Raw genomic sequence first — 16,593 nt, 5'->3', positions numbered from 1 at the left:
TCTGCGAGTCGGGACGGGACTGCTCTCGACCTGACGGTCAGGCGCGCAGGTCCAGGCCGATGTCCAGGATCGGCGAGGAGTGGGTCAGCGCGCCCACGGCCAGGTAGTCGACACCAGTCTGGGCGACCTCGCGCGCGCTGGCCAGGGTCAGTCCGCCGGAGGCCTCCAGCTTCGCCCGGCCGGCCACCAGCGCGACGGCCTCCTTCAGCTGCTCGACGGTGAAGTTGTCCAGCAGGATCAGGTCGGCCCCGGCCTCCAGCACCGGCGCGATCTGCTCCACGGTGTCGACCTCGACCTCGACCGGAAGCTCCGGGTACGCGGCCCGGACGGCCCGGAACGCCTCGGCCACGCCGCCGGCCGCGACCACGTGGTTGTCCTTCACCAGGGCGGCGTCGGACAGCGCCATCCGGTGGTTGGCGCCGCCGCCGCAGCGCACCGCGAACTTCTCCAGCGCGCGCAGGCCGGGCGTGGTCTTGCGGGTGTCGCGGACCACCGCGCCGGTGCCCTCCAGGGCGTCCGCCCAGGCGCGGGTGGCGGTGGCGATGCCGGACAGGTGGCAGAGCAGGTTGAGCGCGCTGCGCTCGGCGGTCAGCAGGTCGCGGGTGCGGGAGCGGACCGAGAGCAGCACCTGGCCGGCCTCGACCCGGTCGCCGTCCTCGACGTGCCGCTCGACCTCGAACGCCTCCTCGCAGACCAGCGAGACGACCGCCTCGGCGATCCGCAGTCCGGCCACCACGCCCGCCTGGCGGGCGGTGAAGTCGGCGGTGGCGACGGAGTCGGCGGGCACGGTCGCGACCGAGGTGACGTCCTCGCCGCCGGCCAGGTCCTCGGCCAGCGCCAGGGTGGCGATGTCCTCGACCTCGATCGGGTCCAGGCCGGCCTGCTCCAGCAGTTCGGCGAGCTGCGGGTCCAGGCCGGTCTCGTAGCCCTCGCCGTCCCCGCAGGCGCAGCCGTCGCCGCAGCCGCCGGCCCGGTCGGCCAGGGGGAGTTCCTCGTGGGAGTGGGTCATGGCGCTACTGCTCCTCAGGGGTGCTGACGGGGTCGCCGGAGGCGGCCAGGGTGGTGATCAGGTGGCGCCGCCAGTGGGCGTCGTCGCGCTCGGGGAAGTCCTCGCGCCAGTGGCAGCCGCGGGTCTCCTCGCGCTGCGCGGCGGCCGCGACCAGGGCGGTGGCGACCAGCAGCAGGTTGGCGGCCTCCCAGGTCTCCACCCGCGGGTCGGCCGGCTTCTCCTCGGCCACGTGCGCGTAGGCCTGCTCGGCGATCAGGGCCAGCCCGGCCGCCGTGTCGGCCATCGAGGCGGCCGAGCGCAGCACGCCCGCACCGCGCGACATCAGCCGCTGGATCTCGGCCCGCGCCTCGGAGGGCGGCAGCGGCACCGGCTGGGCGGCCCGGGCGGCGGCGACGTCCACCGTGCGCTCGGGCAGCTCGCCGGCGCGGTGCCGCGCGGCCAGGTCCGCGGCGATCCGCTCGGCGAAGACCAGGCCCTCCAGCAGCGAGTTGGAGGCCAGCCGGTTGGCGCCGTGCACCCCGGTGCAGGCGACCTCGCCGCAGGCGTACAGGCCCGGGACGCTGGTGCGGCCGTGCCGGTCGGTGCGGACGCCGCCGGAGGCGTGGTGCGCGGCCGGGGCGATCGGGATCGGCTCGGTGACCGGATCGATGCCGTGCGCGCGGCAGGAGGCCAGGATGGTCGGGAAGCGGTGCTCCCACATCTCGGCGCCGAAGTGCCGCCCGTCCAGGAACATGTGGTCGGCGTCCTGCTCGTGCATGCGCCGGATGATCGCCTTGGCGACGATGTCGCGCGGCGCCAGTTCGGCCAGCTCGTGCTGGCCCACCATGAAGCGGACGCCGTCCGCGTCCACCAGGTGGGCGCCCTCGCCGCGGACGGCCTCGGAGACCAGCGGCTGCTGGCCCTCGGCGTCCGGACCGAGCCAGAGCACGGTCGGGTGGAACTGGACGAACTCCAGGTCGCTGACGGCGGCACCGGCCCGCAGCGCGAGCGCCACGCCGTCGCCGGTGGAGACCGCCGGGTTGGTGGTGGCGGAGAAGACCTGGCCCATCCCGCCGGTGGCGAGCACCACCGCGCGGGCCCGGACGGCGCCGACGCCGTCCCGCTGGCCCTCGCCCATCACGTGCAGGGTCAGCCCGGCGGCGTGGCCCTCGGCGTCGGTCAGCAGGTCGAGGACGAGGGCGTGCTCGATCAGCTCGATGCCCGGGTCGCTGCGGACGGCGGCGACCAGGGCGCGCGATATCTCGGCGCCGGTCGCGTCCCCGCCCGCGTGCGCGATCCGGCGGCGGTGGTGGCCGCCCTCCCGGGTGAGCAGGATCTCCCCGTCCCCATCGCGGTCGAACAGGGCGCCGGTCGCGATCAGCCGGCGGACGGCGTCCGGGCCCTCGGTGACCAGCGTGCGGACGGCGTCCTCGTCGCAGACGCCGGCGCCGGCCACCAGGGTGTCGTGCAGGTGCTGCTCGGGGGTGTCGCCCTCGCCCAGGGCGGCGGCGATGCCGCCCTGCGCCCAGCGGGTCGAACCCTCGTCCAGCATCGACTTGGTGACCACCATGGCCCGCAGGCCGGCCTTGCGGACGTTGAGGGCGACGGTGAGTCCGGCGACCCCCGAACCGACCACGACCACGTCGGCGGTGGCGGTCCAGCCCGGGGCCGGGGCGGTGAGGCGATGCGTGACGGACATGGCTCTGCGGCTCCTTCAGCGCGTGGCCGCGGCGGCCGCGCCGTTGTCGCCACCGTACGCCCTGTCACCGCGGAGCAGTCCGGTGCCCTCCTGGGCCTCGGCGGGGTCACCGCCGAGGCCGGTGATCCGGTTGCGCTCGTCCACGAAGACGATCTTCGGCTGGTAGCCCTTGGCCTCGGCCGTGTCCATCTGCCCGTAGGCGATGAGTATGACGAGGTCGCCGGGGTGGACCAGGCGGGCGGCGGCGCCGTTGATGCCGATCACGCCGGTGCCGCGCGGGCCGGCGATGGTGTACGTCTCCAGCCGGGCGCCGTTGTTGATGTCGACGATGTGGACCAGCTCGCCGGGCAGCAGGTCGGCGGCGTCGAGCAGGTCCTCGTCCACCGTGACGGAGCCGACGTAGTGCAGGTCGGCCTGGGTCACGGTGGCCCGGTGGATCTTGGACTTGAGCATGGTGCGGAGCATGTGGTCACGCCTCCTGTGAGTGCATGCCTGGGAAGGGATCGTGCCGCCTGTTCAGCGAACGATGATGCGGACGTTGTCGATCAGGCGGGTCGAGCCCACCGTCGCGGCGACGGCCAGCACCGCCTCGCCCTGGAAGTCCTCCGCCGCCTCGGTGAAGTCGTGCGGGTCGATCAGGGCGAGGTAGTCGAGGGTGACGCCTTCGGCGCCGTCGAGCACGGCCGAGGCGGCCTCGCGCACGGCCTTCGGGCCCTGCGCGGCGACGTCCCGGCCGGCGAACAGGGCCTTGGAGAGGACGAGCGCGCGGGTGCGCTCCTCCTCGGAGAGGTAGCGGTTGCGCGAGGACAGCGCCAGGCCGTCCTCCTCGCGGACGGTCGGCACGCCGACGATCTCGACGTCGAAGTCCAGGTCGGCGACCATCCGCTGGATGACCGCCAGCTGCTGGGCGTCCTTCTCGCCGAAGAAGGCGAAGTCCGGGTCGGTGATGTGCAGCAGCTTGGCGACCACGGTCAGCACGCCGTCGAAGTGGCCGGGCCGGGTCGCGCCCTCGAAGCGCTCGCCCATCGGGCCGGCCGTCAGGCGCACCTGCGGCTCGCCGTTCGGGTAGACCTCCTCGACGGAGGGCGCGAACACCACGTCGGCGCCGTTCTCCTCGGCCAGCCTCACGTCGGCGTCGAGGGTGCGCGGGTAGCGGTTTAGGTCCTCGGACGGGCCGAACTGCAGCGGGTTGACGAAGACCGTCACGGCGACCCGGCCCTCCCGGCCGACCTGCTTGCGGGCGGCCCGGATCAGCGCCGCGTGGCCCTCGTGCAGGGCGCCCATGGTCATCACGACGGCGTTGTCCACCGGCCGCTCGTCCGGCCAGAACGCGGCCTCGAAGTCGTCCACGGTGTGCGTGACGACCGCCCGGTGGACCTTCGGCGTCCGCTGGGGCTTGCTCGGCTGCTTACCGCGTGCCATCTACCGCTTCTCCTCGTTCAGTACGTCCAGCAGCGCCGCCGCCGACGTCTCGTCGATCGTCCTGTTGGCGAGCGCCCGCTGCGCGGTGGCACGGGCCATCGCCCGGTAGGCCGCCGGGATGTCCGGGGACACCGTACTGAGCTGCGCCAGGTGGCGCCGCACCGTCCCGGCGTCGCCCCGGGCGACCGGCCCGGTCAGGGCGGCGTCGCCCGAGCGCAGGCTGTTGTCCAGGGCGGCGCCGAGCAGCGGGCCCAGCATCCGGCCGGGCTCGGCGACCCCGGCCGTGCGCAGCAGGTCCATCGCCTGGGCGACCAGGGTGACCAGGTGGTTCGCGCCGTGGGCCAGGGCCGTGTGGTAGAGCGGGCGGACCTCCTCGGGCACCCACTCCGGCTCGCCGCCCATCTCCACCACCAGCGCCTCGGCGACCGGCCGCAGCTCCTCGGGGGAGGTCACGCCGAACGGGCAGCCGGCCAGCCGGGCCAGGTCCACGGAGGTGCCGGTGAAGGTCATCGCGGGGTGCAGGGCCAGCGGCAGCGCCCCGGCCCGGGTGGCGGGCTCCAGGATGCCGACGCCGTGCGCGCCGGAGGTGTGCACCAGCAGTTGGCCGGGGCGGACGGCGCCGGTGGCGGCGAGGCCGGCCACCAGGTCGGCCAGCGCGTCGTCCGGGACGGTCAGCAGGACGAGGTCGGCGGCGGCCATGACCTGCGGCGGGGTGACGATCCGCACGCCCGGCAGCAGGGCGTCGGCCCGGCGGCGGGAGGCGGCGGAGACCCCGGAGGCGGCGACCACGGTGTGCCCGGCGAGCTGCAGCGCGGCTCCCAGCGCGGGCCCGACCCGGCCGGTGCCGACCACGCCGACGGCGAGCCGGGCCGGTCGGTTGCCGGGGTCGCCGGGATCCCCGAAGGCCTGGTCGCCGAGACCGTCGGCGAGCGGGGAGAACTCGCTGGAGTCGGACGAGCTCATGTCCACCCTTGTCCTGAATGGCCGTTCCGGTCCACCTGGGGGTACCGGACGTACCGCCCCAGTGTACGGGCGGGTCAGTCCGCCGCCCCGGCCCGGATCAGCCCGGCCTCGTAGGCCAGCACCACCGCCTGCACCCGGTCGCGCAGCCCGAGCTTGGCCAGGATCCGGCCGACGTGGGTCTTCACGGTGGCCTCGGAGAGCACCAGCCGGGCCGCGATCTCGCTGTTCGACAGGCCCTGGGCGACCAGCAGGAACACCTCCCGCTCGCGCTCGGTCAGCGGGCCGAGGACGTCCGAGCCGGGCGCGCTCTGCGGGGTTGGCAGCACCTCGGCGAAGCGGTCGATCATCCGGCGGGTGGTGGTCGGGGCGACCACCGCGTCGCCGCCGTGCACGGCGCGGATCGCGGCCACCAGCTCGGTCGGCGGGACGTCCTTGAGCAGGAAGCCGCTGGCGCCGGCCTTCAGCGCGGCGAAGGCGTACTCGTCCAGGTCGAAGGTGGTGAGGATGAGCACGTGCGGGGCGTCCGGCAGCGGGCTGCCGTCCTCGGCCAGGCAGATCCGGCGGGTCGCCTGCACCCCGTCCAGGCGCGGCATCCGCACGTCCATCAGGATCACGTCCACCGGCGTGTGCCGCAGCAGTTCCAGGGCCTGCGCGCCGTCGCCCGCCTCGGCGGCGATCTCGATGTCGCCCTGCGACTGGAGGATCATCCGGAAGCCGGTGCGCAGCAGCTCCTGGTCGTCGACGAGCATCACGCGGATGGTCAAGGTGGCTCCTAAGGGGGGCGGGGTCAGTGTGCGGCCTTGAGCGGGAGGACGGCCCGGATCCGGAAGCCGCCGCCGGGGCGGGGGCCCACGTCGAGGCTGCCGCTGACCATGCCGACCCGCTCGCGCATGCCGATCAGGCCGTGGCCCAGACCGTCCGCGCCGCCGGCGGCCAGCTGTTCGTCGGTGCTGCCGCGCCCGTCGTCCTCCACCAGGACGGCCAGTTCGCGTTCGCCGAAGTCGACCGCGACCCGGGCGTGCACGTCGGGGCCGCCGTGCTTGCGGACGTTGGTGAGCGCCTCCTGGACGATCCGGTAGACCGTCAGCTCGACACCGCGCGGCAGCTCGCGCGGGTGGCCGGAGGTCGCGTAGTCCACCCGCAGCCCGGCCGTGCGCACCTGCTCCAGCAGCTCCGGCAGCTCCTCGACGCCGGGCTGCGGGACGTACTCCTCGGTGGTGTCGGAGGTGCGCAGCACGCCCAGCAGGCGGCGCATCTCGACCAGCGCCTGCCGTCCGGTGGAGGCGATGGTGCCGAGCGCCTGCTTCGCCTGCTGCGGGGAGTTGTCGAGGACGTACGCCGCGCCGTCCGCCTGGACGATCATCACCGACACGTTGTGCGCGACCACATCGTGCAGCTCGCGGGCGATCCGGGCGCGCTCGGCGGCGACCGCCACCTTGGCCTGGGCGTCCCGCTCGCGCTCCAGCCGGGCCGCGCGGTCCTCCAGCTCGGTCAGGTAGGCCCGGCGCACCCGGGTGAGCCGGCCCCAGGCCCAGCAGAGGATGAAGGGGGTGCTCATCAGCAGGGTGATCAGCACCGCCTCGCCGATGGAGTACGGGCGGGTGTGCGCCTCGCCCGCGCGCAGCTCCGTCTTCATCGGGTTCAGCTGCCAGAACGTCAGCGGTCCGGCGGCCAGCCCGGCGGCCAGGGCCAGCCGGGAGGTCCACTTCTGGCCGAAGGCGGCTCCGGTGTAGGCGAAGACCAGGTAGGCGATGGCCGAGCCGCCCGGGTCGATGTCGGCGGCCACCTGGGCGAGGGCGACTCCGGTGGCGCCGGCGACGGTGACGTCGGGGAAGCGCCGGCGGAAGACCATCAGCAGCGGCAGCACCACCGCGATCAGGAGCGCGGCGTCGAACTGCGGGCCGGAGGCGGATTCGCTGGCCGGCAGCAGGCCGAGGAGGAGCACGATCGACGCCCAGGCAGCGTCGACCACCATCGGGTGACGGCGGAGCCAGGCGTTGAGTCGATGCACGTCTCAAGCCTAGGCAGCCGCGCGAGGTGCCCAGGTCCGCCGGTAGGGCGATCCGGCCTACTCCCTAGGTCGGAGACGCCCCGGCTCCGGTTGGGAGGGGCTCCGCGCGGCCGGGTAGCGTCCCGCCCCATGACGTGGATGCGCTGGGCGCCGGCCGTGGAGCGGGCCCTGTACGACCCGGTCGGCGGGTTCTACCGCAGGCCGGAGGGCCCGGCCGGGCACTTCCGCACCTCGGTGCACGCCTCGCCCGGGTTCGCCCGTGCGGTGGGCCGGCTGCTGCTGGAGGTTGACGAGGCCCTCGGCCGTCCGGAGGAGCTGGCCCTGGTCGACGTCGGGGCGGGCCGGGGGGAACTGCTGACCGGCGTGCTGGCCGGACTGCCCGGCGAGGTGCTGGCGCGGCTGCGCCCGTACGGGGTGGAGATCGCACCGCGGCCGGCCGGGCTGCCGTCCACAGCCCTGTGGACGGACGCGCCGCCGCGCGGCGTGACCGGGCTGCTGTTCGCCAACGAGTGGCTGGACAACGTGCCGCTGGACGTCGGCGAGGTCGACGAGGAGGGGGTGCTGCGCTACCGGGAGGTGGACACCGCCACCGGCGACCAGCGCCTCGGCGAACCGGTCTCGGCGGCGGACGCGGCCTGGGCCGAGCGCTGGTGGCCGGTCGGCGGGCCCGGGGACGTGGTGGAGTTCGGCGGCCCCCGGGACGCCGCCTGGGCGCGGGCGGTGGCCGGGCTGGAGCGCGGTCTGGCCGTCGCCGTGGACTACGGGCACACCGCCGGGCGGCGGCCGCCGTACGGGACGTACGCCGGATTCCGGGACGGCCGGGAGGTCGCGCCGGTGCCGGACGGCTCCTGCGACGTCACCGCGCACGTCGCGCTGGACGCCGTCGCCGTGCCCGGTCTCCACAGCCTGTGGACGACCCAGCGCGAGGCCCTGCGCGCGCTGGGGGTGAGCGGCGGGCGCCCGCCGCTCACGCTCGCCTCCACCGACCCGGCGGCCTACCTGAGGGCGCTGGCCGAGGCGGGGGAGGGGGCGGAGCTGACCGATTCGGGCGGGCTGGGCGGCTTCGGCTGGCTGGTCCAGGCCGTCCGCATGCCGGTACCGCCGAGCTTGGAGAACCTGCCGGGATGGCAGACTCTGGGTCCATGAGGGAGACCACGGTCGGCATCGGGGCGGGAGCCGAGAACTTCACCGGCGGGGCGGGCACCACCGACATGGTGCTCAACATCGGCCCGCAGCACCCGGCCACGCACGGCGTGCTGCGGTTGCGCCTGCTGCTCGACGGCGAGCGGATCGTCACCGCCGAGCCGGTGATCGGCTACATGCACCGGGGCGCGGAGAAGCTGTTCGAGGCCCGTGACTACCGGCAGATCATCATGCTGGCCAATCGGCACGACTGGCTCTCGGCCTTCTCCAACGAACTGGGCGTCGTCCTCGGCGTCGAGCGGATGCTCGGCATGGAGGTCCCCGAGCGGGCGGTGTGGGTGCGCACCCTGCTGGCCGAGCTCAACCGGGTGCTCAACCACCTGATGTTCCTCGGCTCCTACCCGCTGGAGCTGGGCGGGATCACCCCGATCTTCCACGCCTTCCACGGCCGCGAGGACCTTCAGCACGTGCTGGAGGAGGCTTCCGGCGGCCGGATGCACTACATGTTCAACCGGGTCGGCGGCCTCAAGGAGGACCTCCCGGCCGGCTGGCTCGGCCGGGTCCGCACCGCCGTGGCCAAGGTGCGCTCGGAGATGCCGGTCTTCGAGGACCTCGTCCTCGGCAACGACATCTTCCGCGCCCGCACCGCCGGCGTCGGCACCCTCACCCGGGCGCAGGCCGAGGCGTACGGCGTCAGCGGGCCGATCGCCCGGGCCAGCGGCCTCGACTTCGACCTGCGCCGCGACGAGCCCTACCTCGCGTACGGCTCCGAGGAACTGCGGCGGGTGCTCACCGTCGTCACCCGCGAGGAGGGCGACTGCCTGGCCCGCTTCGAGTGCCTGCTGGAGCAGACCCTCAACTCGCTGGACCTCGCCGACGCCTGCCTCGGCAAGCTCGCCACCCTGCCGCCCGGGCCGGTCAACCAGCGGCTGCCCAAGGTGCTCAAGGCGCCCGAGGGCAGCACCTACGCGTGGACCGAGAACCCGCTCGGGATCAACGGCTACTACCTGGTCTCGCGCGGCGACAAGACGCCGTGGCGGCTCAAGCTGCGCTCGGCGTCCTTCAACAACATCCAGGCGCTGACCGAGCTGCTGCCGGGAGCGCTGGTGGCGGACATGGTGGCGATCCTCGGGTCGATGTTCTTCGTGGTCGGGGACATCGACAAGTAGGCCGGTGCCGGCGGGTGGGCCGGTACCGGCGGGTTGGCCGGTGCGGGCAGGTGGGCCGGTGCCGGCGGGTGGGCCGCTACTTCTTCTTCTTCCCGGCGGGGTCCGCCGGGTGCGGGGCCACCCTGCGGTCGCCCTTGGTGGCGATCCGCTCCTCGCACAGCCGGGCCAGCACCTCGTAGCCCGCCGGGCCCATCAGCTCGGTGAGCTCGGGGCGGTAGCTGACGTACACCGGCTCGGCGCCCTGGTGCGCGGCCGGCGCCCCGGTGCACCACCAGTGCAGGTCGTGGCCGCCCGGGCCCCAGCCCCGGCGGTCGTACTCGCCGATCGAGACCTGGAGGTAGCGGGTGTCGTCCGGGCGGTCGATCCAGTCGTAGGTGCGGCGGATCGGCAGCTGCCAGCAGACGTCCGGCTTGGTCTCCAGCGGCTCCCGTCCCTCCTTGAGGGCCAGCGCGTGCAGGGCGCAGCCGGCGCCGCCCGCGAAGCCGGGGCTGTTCACGAAGATGCAGGCGCCGTTGACCCGGCGGGTCTGCCGGTCGCCGTCCTCGTCCAGCATGGTGACGCCGCCGTCGGACCTGATCCGGCCCTTGGCGTCGGTGCCCTCGGCGAAGTTCTCCCACAGCTCCGGGGTCAGCCGCGCCGCGTGGCCCAGGACGCGCTTCTCGTCGTCCTCGTCCGAGTAGTGCGCGCCCAGCGTGCAGCAGCCGTCCGACTCGCCGCGGCCCTCGCGGATGCCGTGGCAGCCCTGGCCGAAGACGCAGGACCAGCGGGAGGTCAGCCAGGTGAGGTCGCAGCGGAAGACCTGCTCCTCGTCGGCCGGGTCGGCGAACTCGACCCAGGCGCGCGGGAAGTCGAGCGGGACCTCGTCGCGCGGGATCTCGCGGCGCAGGGTCGGCATCGCGAGGTCGACGGGGGCGGGGGAGGCCTCGGGCTTCGCCTTGGCCTTCTTCTTGGACGTTTCTGCTGGTGCCACCCGGCAAGGGTAGAGCTTCACGGGGGCGTACGGGCCGGCGGCCGCGCCTGCGGTCCCCCGTCGGGAGGCCCGTCGGCGGGCGTGAAGGCGGGGTGAAGAGGTCCGGCGGCCGGTACGGGGCCGGCGCGGGCGTGCCTACGATGGCGGCCGGTCCGCTACGGGGAGGTACGGGGATGGCAGGCGGCAGCACCGGGGCGTCCGACGGCCGCAGCAGCGGGTTCTTCCTCAAGCCGTGGGAACTGCACGGCGAGGGGCGGGAGTTCGAGCGGATCGGGGGTGAGCTGGGCAAGGCGGTGGGCGCCCTGGAGAAGGGCCTCGCCGAGCTCGGCACGCCCTGGGGCACCGACCAGCCGGGCAGTGCCTTCGCCGCCGTGTACGGCCCGGCGCGCGGGGAACTGCTCGGAGGCCTCAAGGCCCTGGCGGGCGGCGTGGGCGGGGTCGGGGCCGGGCTGCACGCGATGGCCGGGCGGACCACCGACACCGACACCGTGACCGCGGACGGCTTCGCGGGGACGTCCCGACCGGCGGGCGGTCCGGCCGGCGGGCGCCCGACCGGGCCCGCGGTCGCATCCGCGGCCCGTCCGGTCGCCGATCCGGCAACCCCGGGGGCGGCGCCGGTCGTCCCCCGGGGCACGGCGGTCTGATCGGCCCGGTTCGAAGGGGAGATGCGCGTGTCCCGGAAACTGCCCGAGGAACTGGTCCCGCTCCTGGCCAGGACCGGCCGGTCCTGGCCGCAGGCCGACGAGGAGGCGCTGCGCAAGGCGGCCGCCCTCTGGCGGGAGTTCGGCGCGGAGGCCGACCGGCTCGCCCGCCGCTGCGGGGAGTCCGTCCAGCGGGTGACCTCCGAGAACTCCGGCCACGCGGTCGAGTCCTTCGGCGCGTACTGGCGGACCTACAGCGGCGGCGGCAAGGGCCACCTGGACGCCGCCCACACCGCCGTCGGGCTGGTCGGCACCGCCTTCGACACCGCCGCCCGCGCCGTGGACGGCTGCAAGGCCGAGATCGTCGCCACGCTGCAGAACCTCGCCGCCGAACTCCGGCAGGCCGAGGACCAGGCCGCCGCGGTCCGGCGGACCGCCGCCTCGGTCGCCGCGGCGGCGCGGACCGAGGCCGGGCCCGAACGGACCGGAGTGTTCGGCGGCCTGCGCAAGGCCGTCACCGGTGTCGCGGACGGCGTCGCGAACACCGACACCGCCCAGCTCGCCGCGGGTGTCGAGGAGGCCGCGGTCGAAGCGGCCGGGCTGAAGATCGCCGGACTGCTCGCCGAACTCGGCCGCAGCATGAAGGACGCCCTGTCCACCGCGCTCCAGGACCCGGCCGCCGTCGCCCTGCTGCGGCTCGGCACGGCCGCCGGGACGGGCGTCACCTCCGCCTCCCGGCGCACCGGCGGCGGCTTCGACCCGCGCGCCGCCGGACTGCCCGCCGCGCTCGGCGAACCGGGCGTGCTCGCGGCGGACGGCACCGGACTGGTCCTGCTCGCCGGCCAGGACGGCAGGCCCGTGATCGGGGTGCCCGGACTCGGGGTCCGGCTCGACGCCCACGGGCAGCCCGTGCTCGGCCCGGACGGCAGACCCGTCATCCTGCGCTCCGACGGCACGCCGGTCACCGACGCCGCCGGGCTGCTGGTGGTGGCCGGGCCGGACGGCAAGCCGGTCGTCGGGGTCGCCGACCTGGCCGTCCAGCGGGACGGGCAGGGCAGGCCGGTGCTCACCGACGAGGCGGGCACGGAGGTGCGCGGGCTGGCGCTGGCGGACCTGACGGACCCCAGGGACCTGGGGGAGCTGACGGGCCCGACGGGCCTGCCGGACCCGGCGGCCGCGCCGGACGCGAAGGGGGATCCGGACCGTTCCGACCGGAAGGCCGGCTCCGCGGGTCCGGACGCGGTGACGGTGCCGGCCGCGGTACCGGGGGTGGTGGAGACCGCAGCGGGCCCGTCCGCACCGTCCTCCGTCGTCCCTGGCCCCGCCGAGCCGGCGGTGGACCCGCTCGGCGCCACGGCCCCCGCGACCGGACCGGCCTTCCCGCCCCCGCACCGGCACCCGGCGGCCCCCGCCCCCGCCGACTGGTCCCCGCCGGGGCGGGACGACGGACCGGCGGTGCGGGGCGACTCCGCGCCCCCGCACCGGGGTGGCGCCGCGGCGCCGGGCTGGTCGGACGAGGACTACCCGCTCCAGGCTCCCGCGCACAACGGCGGCGGGGGCGGCGCGCCGGTCACCGTGCGGACGGACTCCGTGAGCGCGCCGCCCGTGCCCTCGGCCGCGCCGTCCGCCGGTGGCTCCGGGTACGGACCGGCACCGGAGATGCCTCCGGCCGTCCGGCACGTCATGGCGGCCGGCGGGTTCGGCACGGCCGGGTACGGCGGCGGCTACCACGCGGTCGGGCCGGTCGGTCCCGTCGGCGCGGTGGGGTCGGTCGGGCCGGTCGGTGCCGTCGGTCCGGTCGGGCCCGGGCCGCTCGCGACCGGCGGCGGACCGTCCCCCGTGCACGCGGCGGCGCCCTTCGGCAGCGGCGTCGGCGCGGGGGCGGCACCCGGGGGCGCTGTGGGCGCCGTGGCGGGGAACCCCGTCACCGGTGCGCCCGCCACGGCTGCTCCCGGGGGCGCCGAGTCCAGGCCGGGCGCGCCCCGCACCCCGCTGGGCGCCGCGCCGCCGCCCCCGGCCGGCACGCCCGGTCCGGGCGCCGCGCCGCCGCCCCCGGCCGAGCCGCCGGCCGTCGGCACCGCCCCCGTCCTCGCCCGGCCCGAACCGCACCACGCCGAAGGCCGCCGCCGGGACACCACCGCACCGCTCGCCGATCCCACGCTCGCCTGGGGCGCCGTGCCGGTCGCCACCGCCCACGCGATGGCCCTCCAACTCGCCCTGCGGGGCCGGGGCCGCCCGGATCCGTTCGCCGACGGGCGGGAACGCCGGGTGCGCACCATCGCGGACAGCCGCCCCCACGGCCTGCCGGGCGGGCTCGGGCCCGTCGACCCCGAGCACCAGGCCGAGCTCGAACGCCGGATCCCGCGCGACGAGGACGGGCTGCCCGCCCGCCACCCCGACCCGGCCGTCGGCGGCTGGGACGAGGCCGTCAACGCCGGCGGCCACCGCGAACCCGGCCGGGCCAACAACAGCCTGGAGATCGCCCTCTCCGCCGTCGACACCTACACCGGCCGCCCGACCTGCGCGGCCCCGCGCATCCCCACCGAGGGCGACGCGGGCGAACGCGGCGGCCGGGACCGCGCCGAACGCGAGCTCGGCGCCCGCTTCCGTGACCTCGGCGACGGCAGCCAGGCCTTCGCCCGCCTCGCCGACGAACTCCGCCGCGCCGGCCACGGTGCCCAGGCCGTCCTCCTCACCCTCGACGCCCACGGCCGCCCGCACGCCTGGAACGCCGTCAACCACCGGGACACCGTCACCTACCTCGACCACCAGCTCGCCCGCCGCGGTCCCGCGCCCCTCCACCCCGCCACCCGGGGCCTCTGGGCCATCGCCCTGACCCCCGAAGGCCGCCCCCTCGACCTGGCCACCACCTGAAACGGCCTCGCCGTGCGGGACGGCGGCGGCTCGCGGCCGAGCCGCATCGCGCCGTGCCCGCATCGCGGCCGGGCGCGCACCGGAGCGGCCGCGCACCGGGGTCGGTGCGCGCACCGGGGCCGCCGCGCCCGGGCGCTCCCCGGAGGCCCTCGGGCTGCACCCGCGGCGGGGTGGCCGGCCGCAGGCGGCGGGGCTGGATGATGGTGGTTCGGTTCGACGACGGGGGTGGACGGATGGTCTCGCGGGCGCAGGCGGTGGAGGCGGGGCACCGGTGGATCAACGGGGACCTGCCGCAGCGGGCCGGGGCGGTGCGGCGGGTGTGCGCGCACGAGTTCGAGCTCGGGTGGGTGGTGTGGGCGGAGCCGGCGCGGGTGGAGGTGGACCCGCGCACGGGTGAGCGGCGGGCACCGGAGGAGGTGGGGGCCGCGTGCGCGGTGGTGGACCGGCAGAGCGGCCGGTTCACCGTCTGGCCGTCGGTGCCGGTGGACGACGTGGTGCTCCTGTACCGGGACTTCGTCGGCGCGGGCGGGTACGACCCGACCCTCCCCCCGGCGACCGGCCGGGGCGCCCGGGCGGAGCTGACGTACCGGGACGCCTCCGGTGAGGTCCGCTCGCTGGCGTTGCGGTCCGCCGCCGGACTGCCGCACCCGGCGCTGCGCGGCTGGTGGTGGCTGCGCGAACAGGGCGTGGCGGCCCGGGACGTGCTGGCCGTCCGGACCGACCTGCGGCTGAGCGCGCTGCCCGGCGGCTACGCCGCGTACGCGCTGGCCGCGGAACTCCCGCACCTGCGGCCGGAGTTCGACCTTCCGTACGGCCCCCGGTTCGACCACCGGGCCGCCGCCGTACGGGAGTTGCCCGCGCCGCCGGACGGGCCGGCCCGCAACCGGGTGCCGTTCCCGCGCGCGCTGCCGCCATTGTCCCCGGAGCCCGACCGCGAACTGGCGCGGCGGCTCGCCGAACGGTTCGGCCCGGTGGGCGTGCGCCGCTTCGACCCGGCGGACGTGGCGCGCGCCGAGCTGCCCGGGGAGGCGGCCGCACTCCTGCTGGCGGTGGGCGTGCCGGTGGCCGTCGAGGGCTTCTTCGCACTGCACCACCCCGGGGCGGAGGCGATCGCGGACGGCTCCCGGCCGGGCACCGTCCTCCCGCCCGCGGCCGCGCACCTGGCCGCGCTCGGCCGGGGCCGCCGGGTGGCCGAGCGGGAACGCCTCGCGCTCGCGGGGCAGTCGGCGCTGGGCACGGACGGCTGGGCGCTCATCACCCTCGACGGCGAGCGGGGCACCGTCCGGGCGGTCGACCCCGACCACGCGACCGCCCGGCACTGCAACGCCGACCTGCGCTCCTTCGTCCGCTGCCTGGAACTGTTCGCCGGCTGGTGGCCGGCGCTGCGCGGGCTCGGCCCGGCCGCCGCGGGCGAGGCGGTGGACTCCCTCCAGCGGGCCCTGGCGGAAGTGGACGCCACGGTCTTCGACGATCCGGAGAACTGGTGGGCCGTCGTGGTGGAGCAGCTCTGGGACGGTCTGCTCTGACCGCGCCGTCCTGCCCTGACCACTGCGACCGCCGCGGCTGCTGCGACCACCGCGACCACCGCGACCGGACCGTGCGCTGACCTTCCCCGGCCTGACGGATCAGCGCCGGAACGGTCGGAAACGACCCGGACCAGCACGAATACCGCCACACCCGATCTCCGCCCGGCGCGGATCGCGTAGCGTGGAGGGCTATGCGACTCGGTGTGCTCGACGTAGGTTCCAACACGGTCCACTTCCTCGTGGTGGACGCCCATCCGGGCGCCGCTCCGCTGCCCGCGTACTCCCACAAGGCCGAACTGCGCCTGGCCGAACTGCTGGACGAGTCCGGCGCGATAGGCGAGGCCGGCGTCGAGCGGCTGATCGGTCACATCGCCTCCTCGCTGCGGGTCGCCGAGGACAAGGGCGTCGTCGACATCCTGCCCTTCGCCACCTCCGCCGTCCGGGAGGCCGCCAACGGCGAACAGGTGCTGCGCCGGGTCGCCGACGAGACCGGGATCGAGCTGCGGGTGCTGTCCGGGCAGGACGAGGCCCGGCTCACCTTCCTCGCCGTCCGCCGCTGGTTCGGCTGGTCCTCGGGCCGACTGCTCAACCTGGACATCGGCGGCGGCTCGCTGGAGATCGCCTGCGGTCTGGACGAGCAGCCGGACGTCGCCTGTTCGCTGCCGCTGGGCGCGGGCCGGCTGACCGCCGGGTGGCTGCCCGGCGACGTCGCCGATCCGGACGGCCTGCGCGAGTTGAGACGCCACATCCGGGCCGAGATCGCCACGGTGGTCGGCGAGATCTCCCGGCTCGGGAAGCCGCAGCACGCCGTGGCCACCTCCAAGACCTTCAAGCAGCTGGCCCGGATGACCGGCGCCGCCCCCGCCGACGCCGGCCCCTACGCCGACCGCCGGCTCACCCGCAGCGGGCTGTCCGCCTGGCTGCCCCGGCTGTCGACGATGACCGTCGCCGAACGCGCGCAGATCCCCGGCGTCTCCGAGGGCCGGGCCAAGCAGCTGCTGGCCGGGGCGCTGGTCGCGGACGCCGCGATGGACCTGTTCGGCCTGGAGGAGCTGGACGTCTGCCCGTGGGCGCTGCGCGAGGGCATCATCCTGCGCCAGCTCGACGCCATGGACAGCCCCGCCGACCGCCGCCCCGTTCTCACCACCTGAGCCGCCCGGCGACGTGCCGCCGGTCACTGCGCCGGG

14 protein-coding genes are annotated in these 16,593 nt (G+C 76.0%); 6 read left to right on the top strand and 8 right to left on the bottom strand.

Translation table 11 applies throughout. From position 1 onward, the window contains the following. Nucleotides 1-37: 37 nt before the first annotated feature. The 7 genes from nadC to ACGF07_RS16960 all read right to left on the bottom strand — a co-directional run bounded on the left by nadC (nt 38) and on the right by ACGF07_RS16960 (nt 7,083). The gene (gene nadC / locus ACGF07_RS16990) at nt 38-1,009 is read right to left on the bottom strand and encodes a carboxylating nicotinate-nucleotide diphosphorylase (protein WP_392899429.1); all 972 of its coding nucleotides are present in this window, start codon (nt 1,007-1,009) and stop codon (nt 38-40) included. 4 nt (nt 1,010-1,013) lie between these two features. Next, nucleotides 1,014-2,687: an L-aspartate oxidase gene (locus ACGF07_RS16985; RefSeq protein ID WP_350743413.1), complete on the bottom strand. Its 1,674-nt coding sequence runs from the start codon at nt 2,685-2,687 to the stop codon at nt 1,014-1,016. Between the two features lie 15 nt (nt 2,688-2,702). Beyond that, nucleotides 2,703-3,152, bottom strand: coding sequence for an aspartate 1-decarboxylase (gene panD / locus ACGF07_RS16980; protein ID WP_392899426.1), 450 nt, complete (start codon nt 3,150-3,152; stop codon nt 2,703-2,705). Nucleotides 3,153-3,203: 51 nt separating this feature from the next. Further along, nucleotides 3,204-4,109 (bottom strand): pantoate--beta-alanine ligase, encoded by a 906-nt coding sequence (gene panC / locus ACGF07_RS16975; protein WP_392899423.1) that lies wholly within the window; start codon nt 4,107-4,109, stop codon nt 3,204-3,206. Next, nucleotides 4,110-5,072 carry a DUF2520 domain-containing protein gene (locus ACGF07_RS16970; RefSeq protein ID WP_350743419.1) on the bottom strand — a complete coding sequence of 321 codons (963 nt, stop codon included), beginning with the start codon at nt 5,070-5,072 and terminating at the stop codon, nt 4,110-4,112. It lies immediately after the preceding gene. A 74-nt stretch (nt 5,073-5,146) separates the two neighbouring features. After that, nucleotides 5,147-5,836 carry a response regulator gene (locus ACGF07_RS16965; RefSeq protein WP_392899420.1) on the bottom strand — a complete coding sequence of 230 codons (690 nt, stop codon included), beginning with the start codon at nt 5,834-5,836 and terminating at the stop codon, nt 5,147-5,149. A gap of 23 nt (nt 5,837-5,859) precedes the next feature. Next, nucleotides 5,860-7,083 (bottom strand): sensor histidine kinase, encoded by a 1,224-nt coding sequence (locus ACGF07_RS16960; protein WP_350743423.1) that lies wholly within the window; start codon nt 7,081-7,083, stop codon nt 5,860-5,862. A gap of 129 nt (nt 7,084-7,212) precedes the next feature. Between ACGF07_RS16960 and ACGF07_RS16955 the strand changes: the two genes are divergently transcribed. Continuing rightward, complete coding sequence (locus ACGF07_RS16955) at nt 7,213-8,229, top strand: SAM-dependent methyltransferase (protein ID WP_392899416.1); 1,017 nt, start codon at nt 7,213-7,215, stop codon at nt 8,227-8,229. Continuing rightward, nucleotides 8,226-9,395 carry an NADH-quinone oxidoreductase subunit D gene (locus ACGF07_RS16950; protein ID WP_392899413.1) on the top strand — a complete coding sequence of 390 codons (1,170 nt, stop codon included), beginning with the start codon at nt 8,226-8,228 and terminating at the stop codon, nt 9,393-9,395. The genes ACGF07_RS16955 and ACGF07_RS16950 overlap by 4 nt, the downstream gene beginning before the upstream one ends. Nucleotides 9,396-9,471: 76 nt before the next feature. On the opposite strand, the gene ACGF07_RS16945 is transcribed toward ACGF07_RS16950, so the two are convergent. Beyond that, entirely contained in the window at nt 9,472-10,290 is an 819-nt protein-coding gene (locus ACGF07_RS16945) for a hypothetical protein (RefSeq protein ID WP_392899648.1), read from the bottom strand. 248 nt (nt 10,291-10,538) lie between these two features. Here ACGF07_RS16945 and ACGF07_RS16940 point away from each other — a divergent pair, with 248 nt between their 5' ends. The 4 genes from ACGF07_RS16940 (at nt 10,539) to ACGF07_RS16925 (ending at nt 16,557) form a co-directional block, all read left to right on the top strand. Further along, complete coding sequence (locus tag ACGF07_RS16940; protein WP_392899411.1) at nt 10,539-11,009, top strand: hypothetical protein; 471 nt, start codon at nt 10,539-10,541, stop codon at nt 11,007-11,009. A 27-nt stretch (nt 11,010-11,036) separates the two neighbouring features. Further along, the gene (locus ACGF07_RS16935; protein ID WP_392899408.1) at nt 11,037-13,880 is read left to right on the top strand and encodes a toxin glutamine deamidase domain-containing protein; all 2,844 of its coding nucleotides are present in this window, start codon (nt 11,037-11,039) and stop codon (nt 13,878-13,880) included. Nucleotides 13,881-14,077: 197 nt separating this feature from the next. Beyond that, on the top strand, nt 14,078-15,406 hold the full coding sequence (locus ACGF07_RS16930; RefSeq protein WP_392899405.1) for an SUKH-4 family immunity protein: 1,329 nt from the start codon (nt 14,078-14,080) through the stop codon (nt 15,404-15,406). A 191-nt stretch (nt 15,407-15,597) separates the two neighbouring features. After that, nucleotides 15,598-16,557, top strand: a complete 960-nt coding sequence (locus tag ACGF07_RS16925; protein WP_350744514.1) for a Ppx/GppA phosphatase family protein — start codon at nt 15,598-15,600, stop codon at nt 16,555-16,557. Nucleotides 16,558-16,593 lie beyond the last annotated feature (36 nt).

The sequence above is a fragment of the Kitasatospora sp. NPDC048194 genome (assembly GCF_043202455.1).
GTDB lineage: Bacteria > Actinomycetota > Actinomycetes > Streptomycetales > Streptomycetaceae > Kitasatospora.
Note: the sequence above shows the minus strand (reverse complement) of the source record. Positions and strands in the feature narration are given on the sequence as shown.

Excerpts from the sequence above, each read along its gene's own strand:
- panC (WP_392899423.1), bottom strand. The coding sequence starts at position 4,109 with ATGGCACGCGGTAAGCAGCCGAGCAAGCCCCAGCGGACGCCGAAGGTC.
- ACGF07_RS16945 (WP_392899648.1), bottom strand. The coding sequence starts at position 10,290 with ATGCCGACCCTGCGCCGCGAGATCCCGCGCGACGAGGTCCCGCTCGAC.
- ACGF07_RS16985 (WP_350743413.1), bottom strand. The coding sequence starts at position 2,687 with ATGTCCGTCACGCATCGCCTCACCGCCCCGGCCCCGGGCTGGACCGCC.
- ACGF07_RS16940 (WP_392899411.1), top strand. The coding sequence starts at position 10,539 with ATGGCAGGCGGCAGCACCGGGGCGTCCGACGGCCGCAGCAGCGGGTTC.
- ACGF07_RS16925 (WP_350744514.1), top strand. The coding sequence starts at position 15,598 with ATGCGACTCGGTGTGCTCGACGTAGGTTCCAACACGGTCCACTTCCTC.
- ACGF07_RS16930 (WP_392899405.1), top strand. The coding sequence starts at position 14,078 with ATGATGGTGGTTCGGTTCGACGACGGGGGTGGACGGATGGTCTCGCGG.
- panD (WP_392899426.1), bottom strand. The coding sequence starts at position 3,152 with ATGCTCCGCACCATGCTCAAGTCCAAGATCCACCGGGCCACCGTGACC.
- ACGF07_RS16955 (WP_392899416.1), top strand. The coding sequence starts at position 7,213 with ATGACGTGGATGCGCTGGGCGCCGGCCGTGGAGCGGGCCCTGTACGAC.
- nadC (WP_392899429.1), bottom strand. The coding sequence starts at position 1,009 with ATGACCCACTCCCACGAGGAACTCCCCCTGGCCGACCGGGCCGGCGGC.
- ACGF07_RS16970 (WP_350743419.1), bottom strand. The coding sequence starts at position 5,072 with ATGAGCTCGTCCGACTCCAGCGAGTTCTCCCCGCTCGCCGACGGTCTC.
- ACGF07_RS16950 (WP_392899413.1), top strand. The coding sequence starts at position 8,226 with ATGAGGGAGACCACGGTCGGCATCGGGGCGGGAGCCGAGAACTTCACC.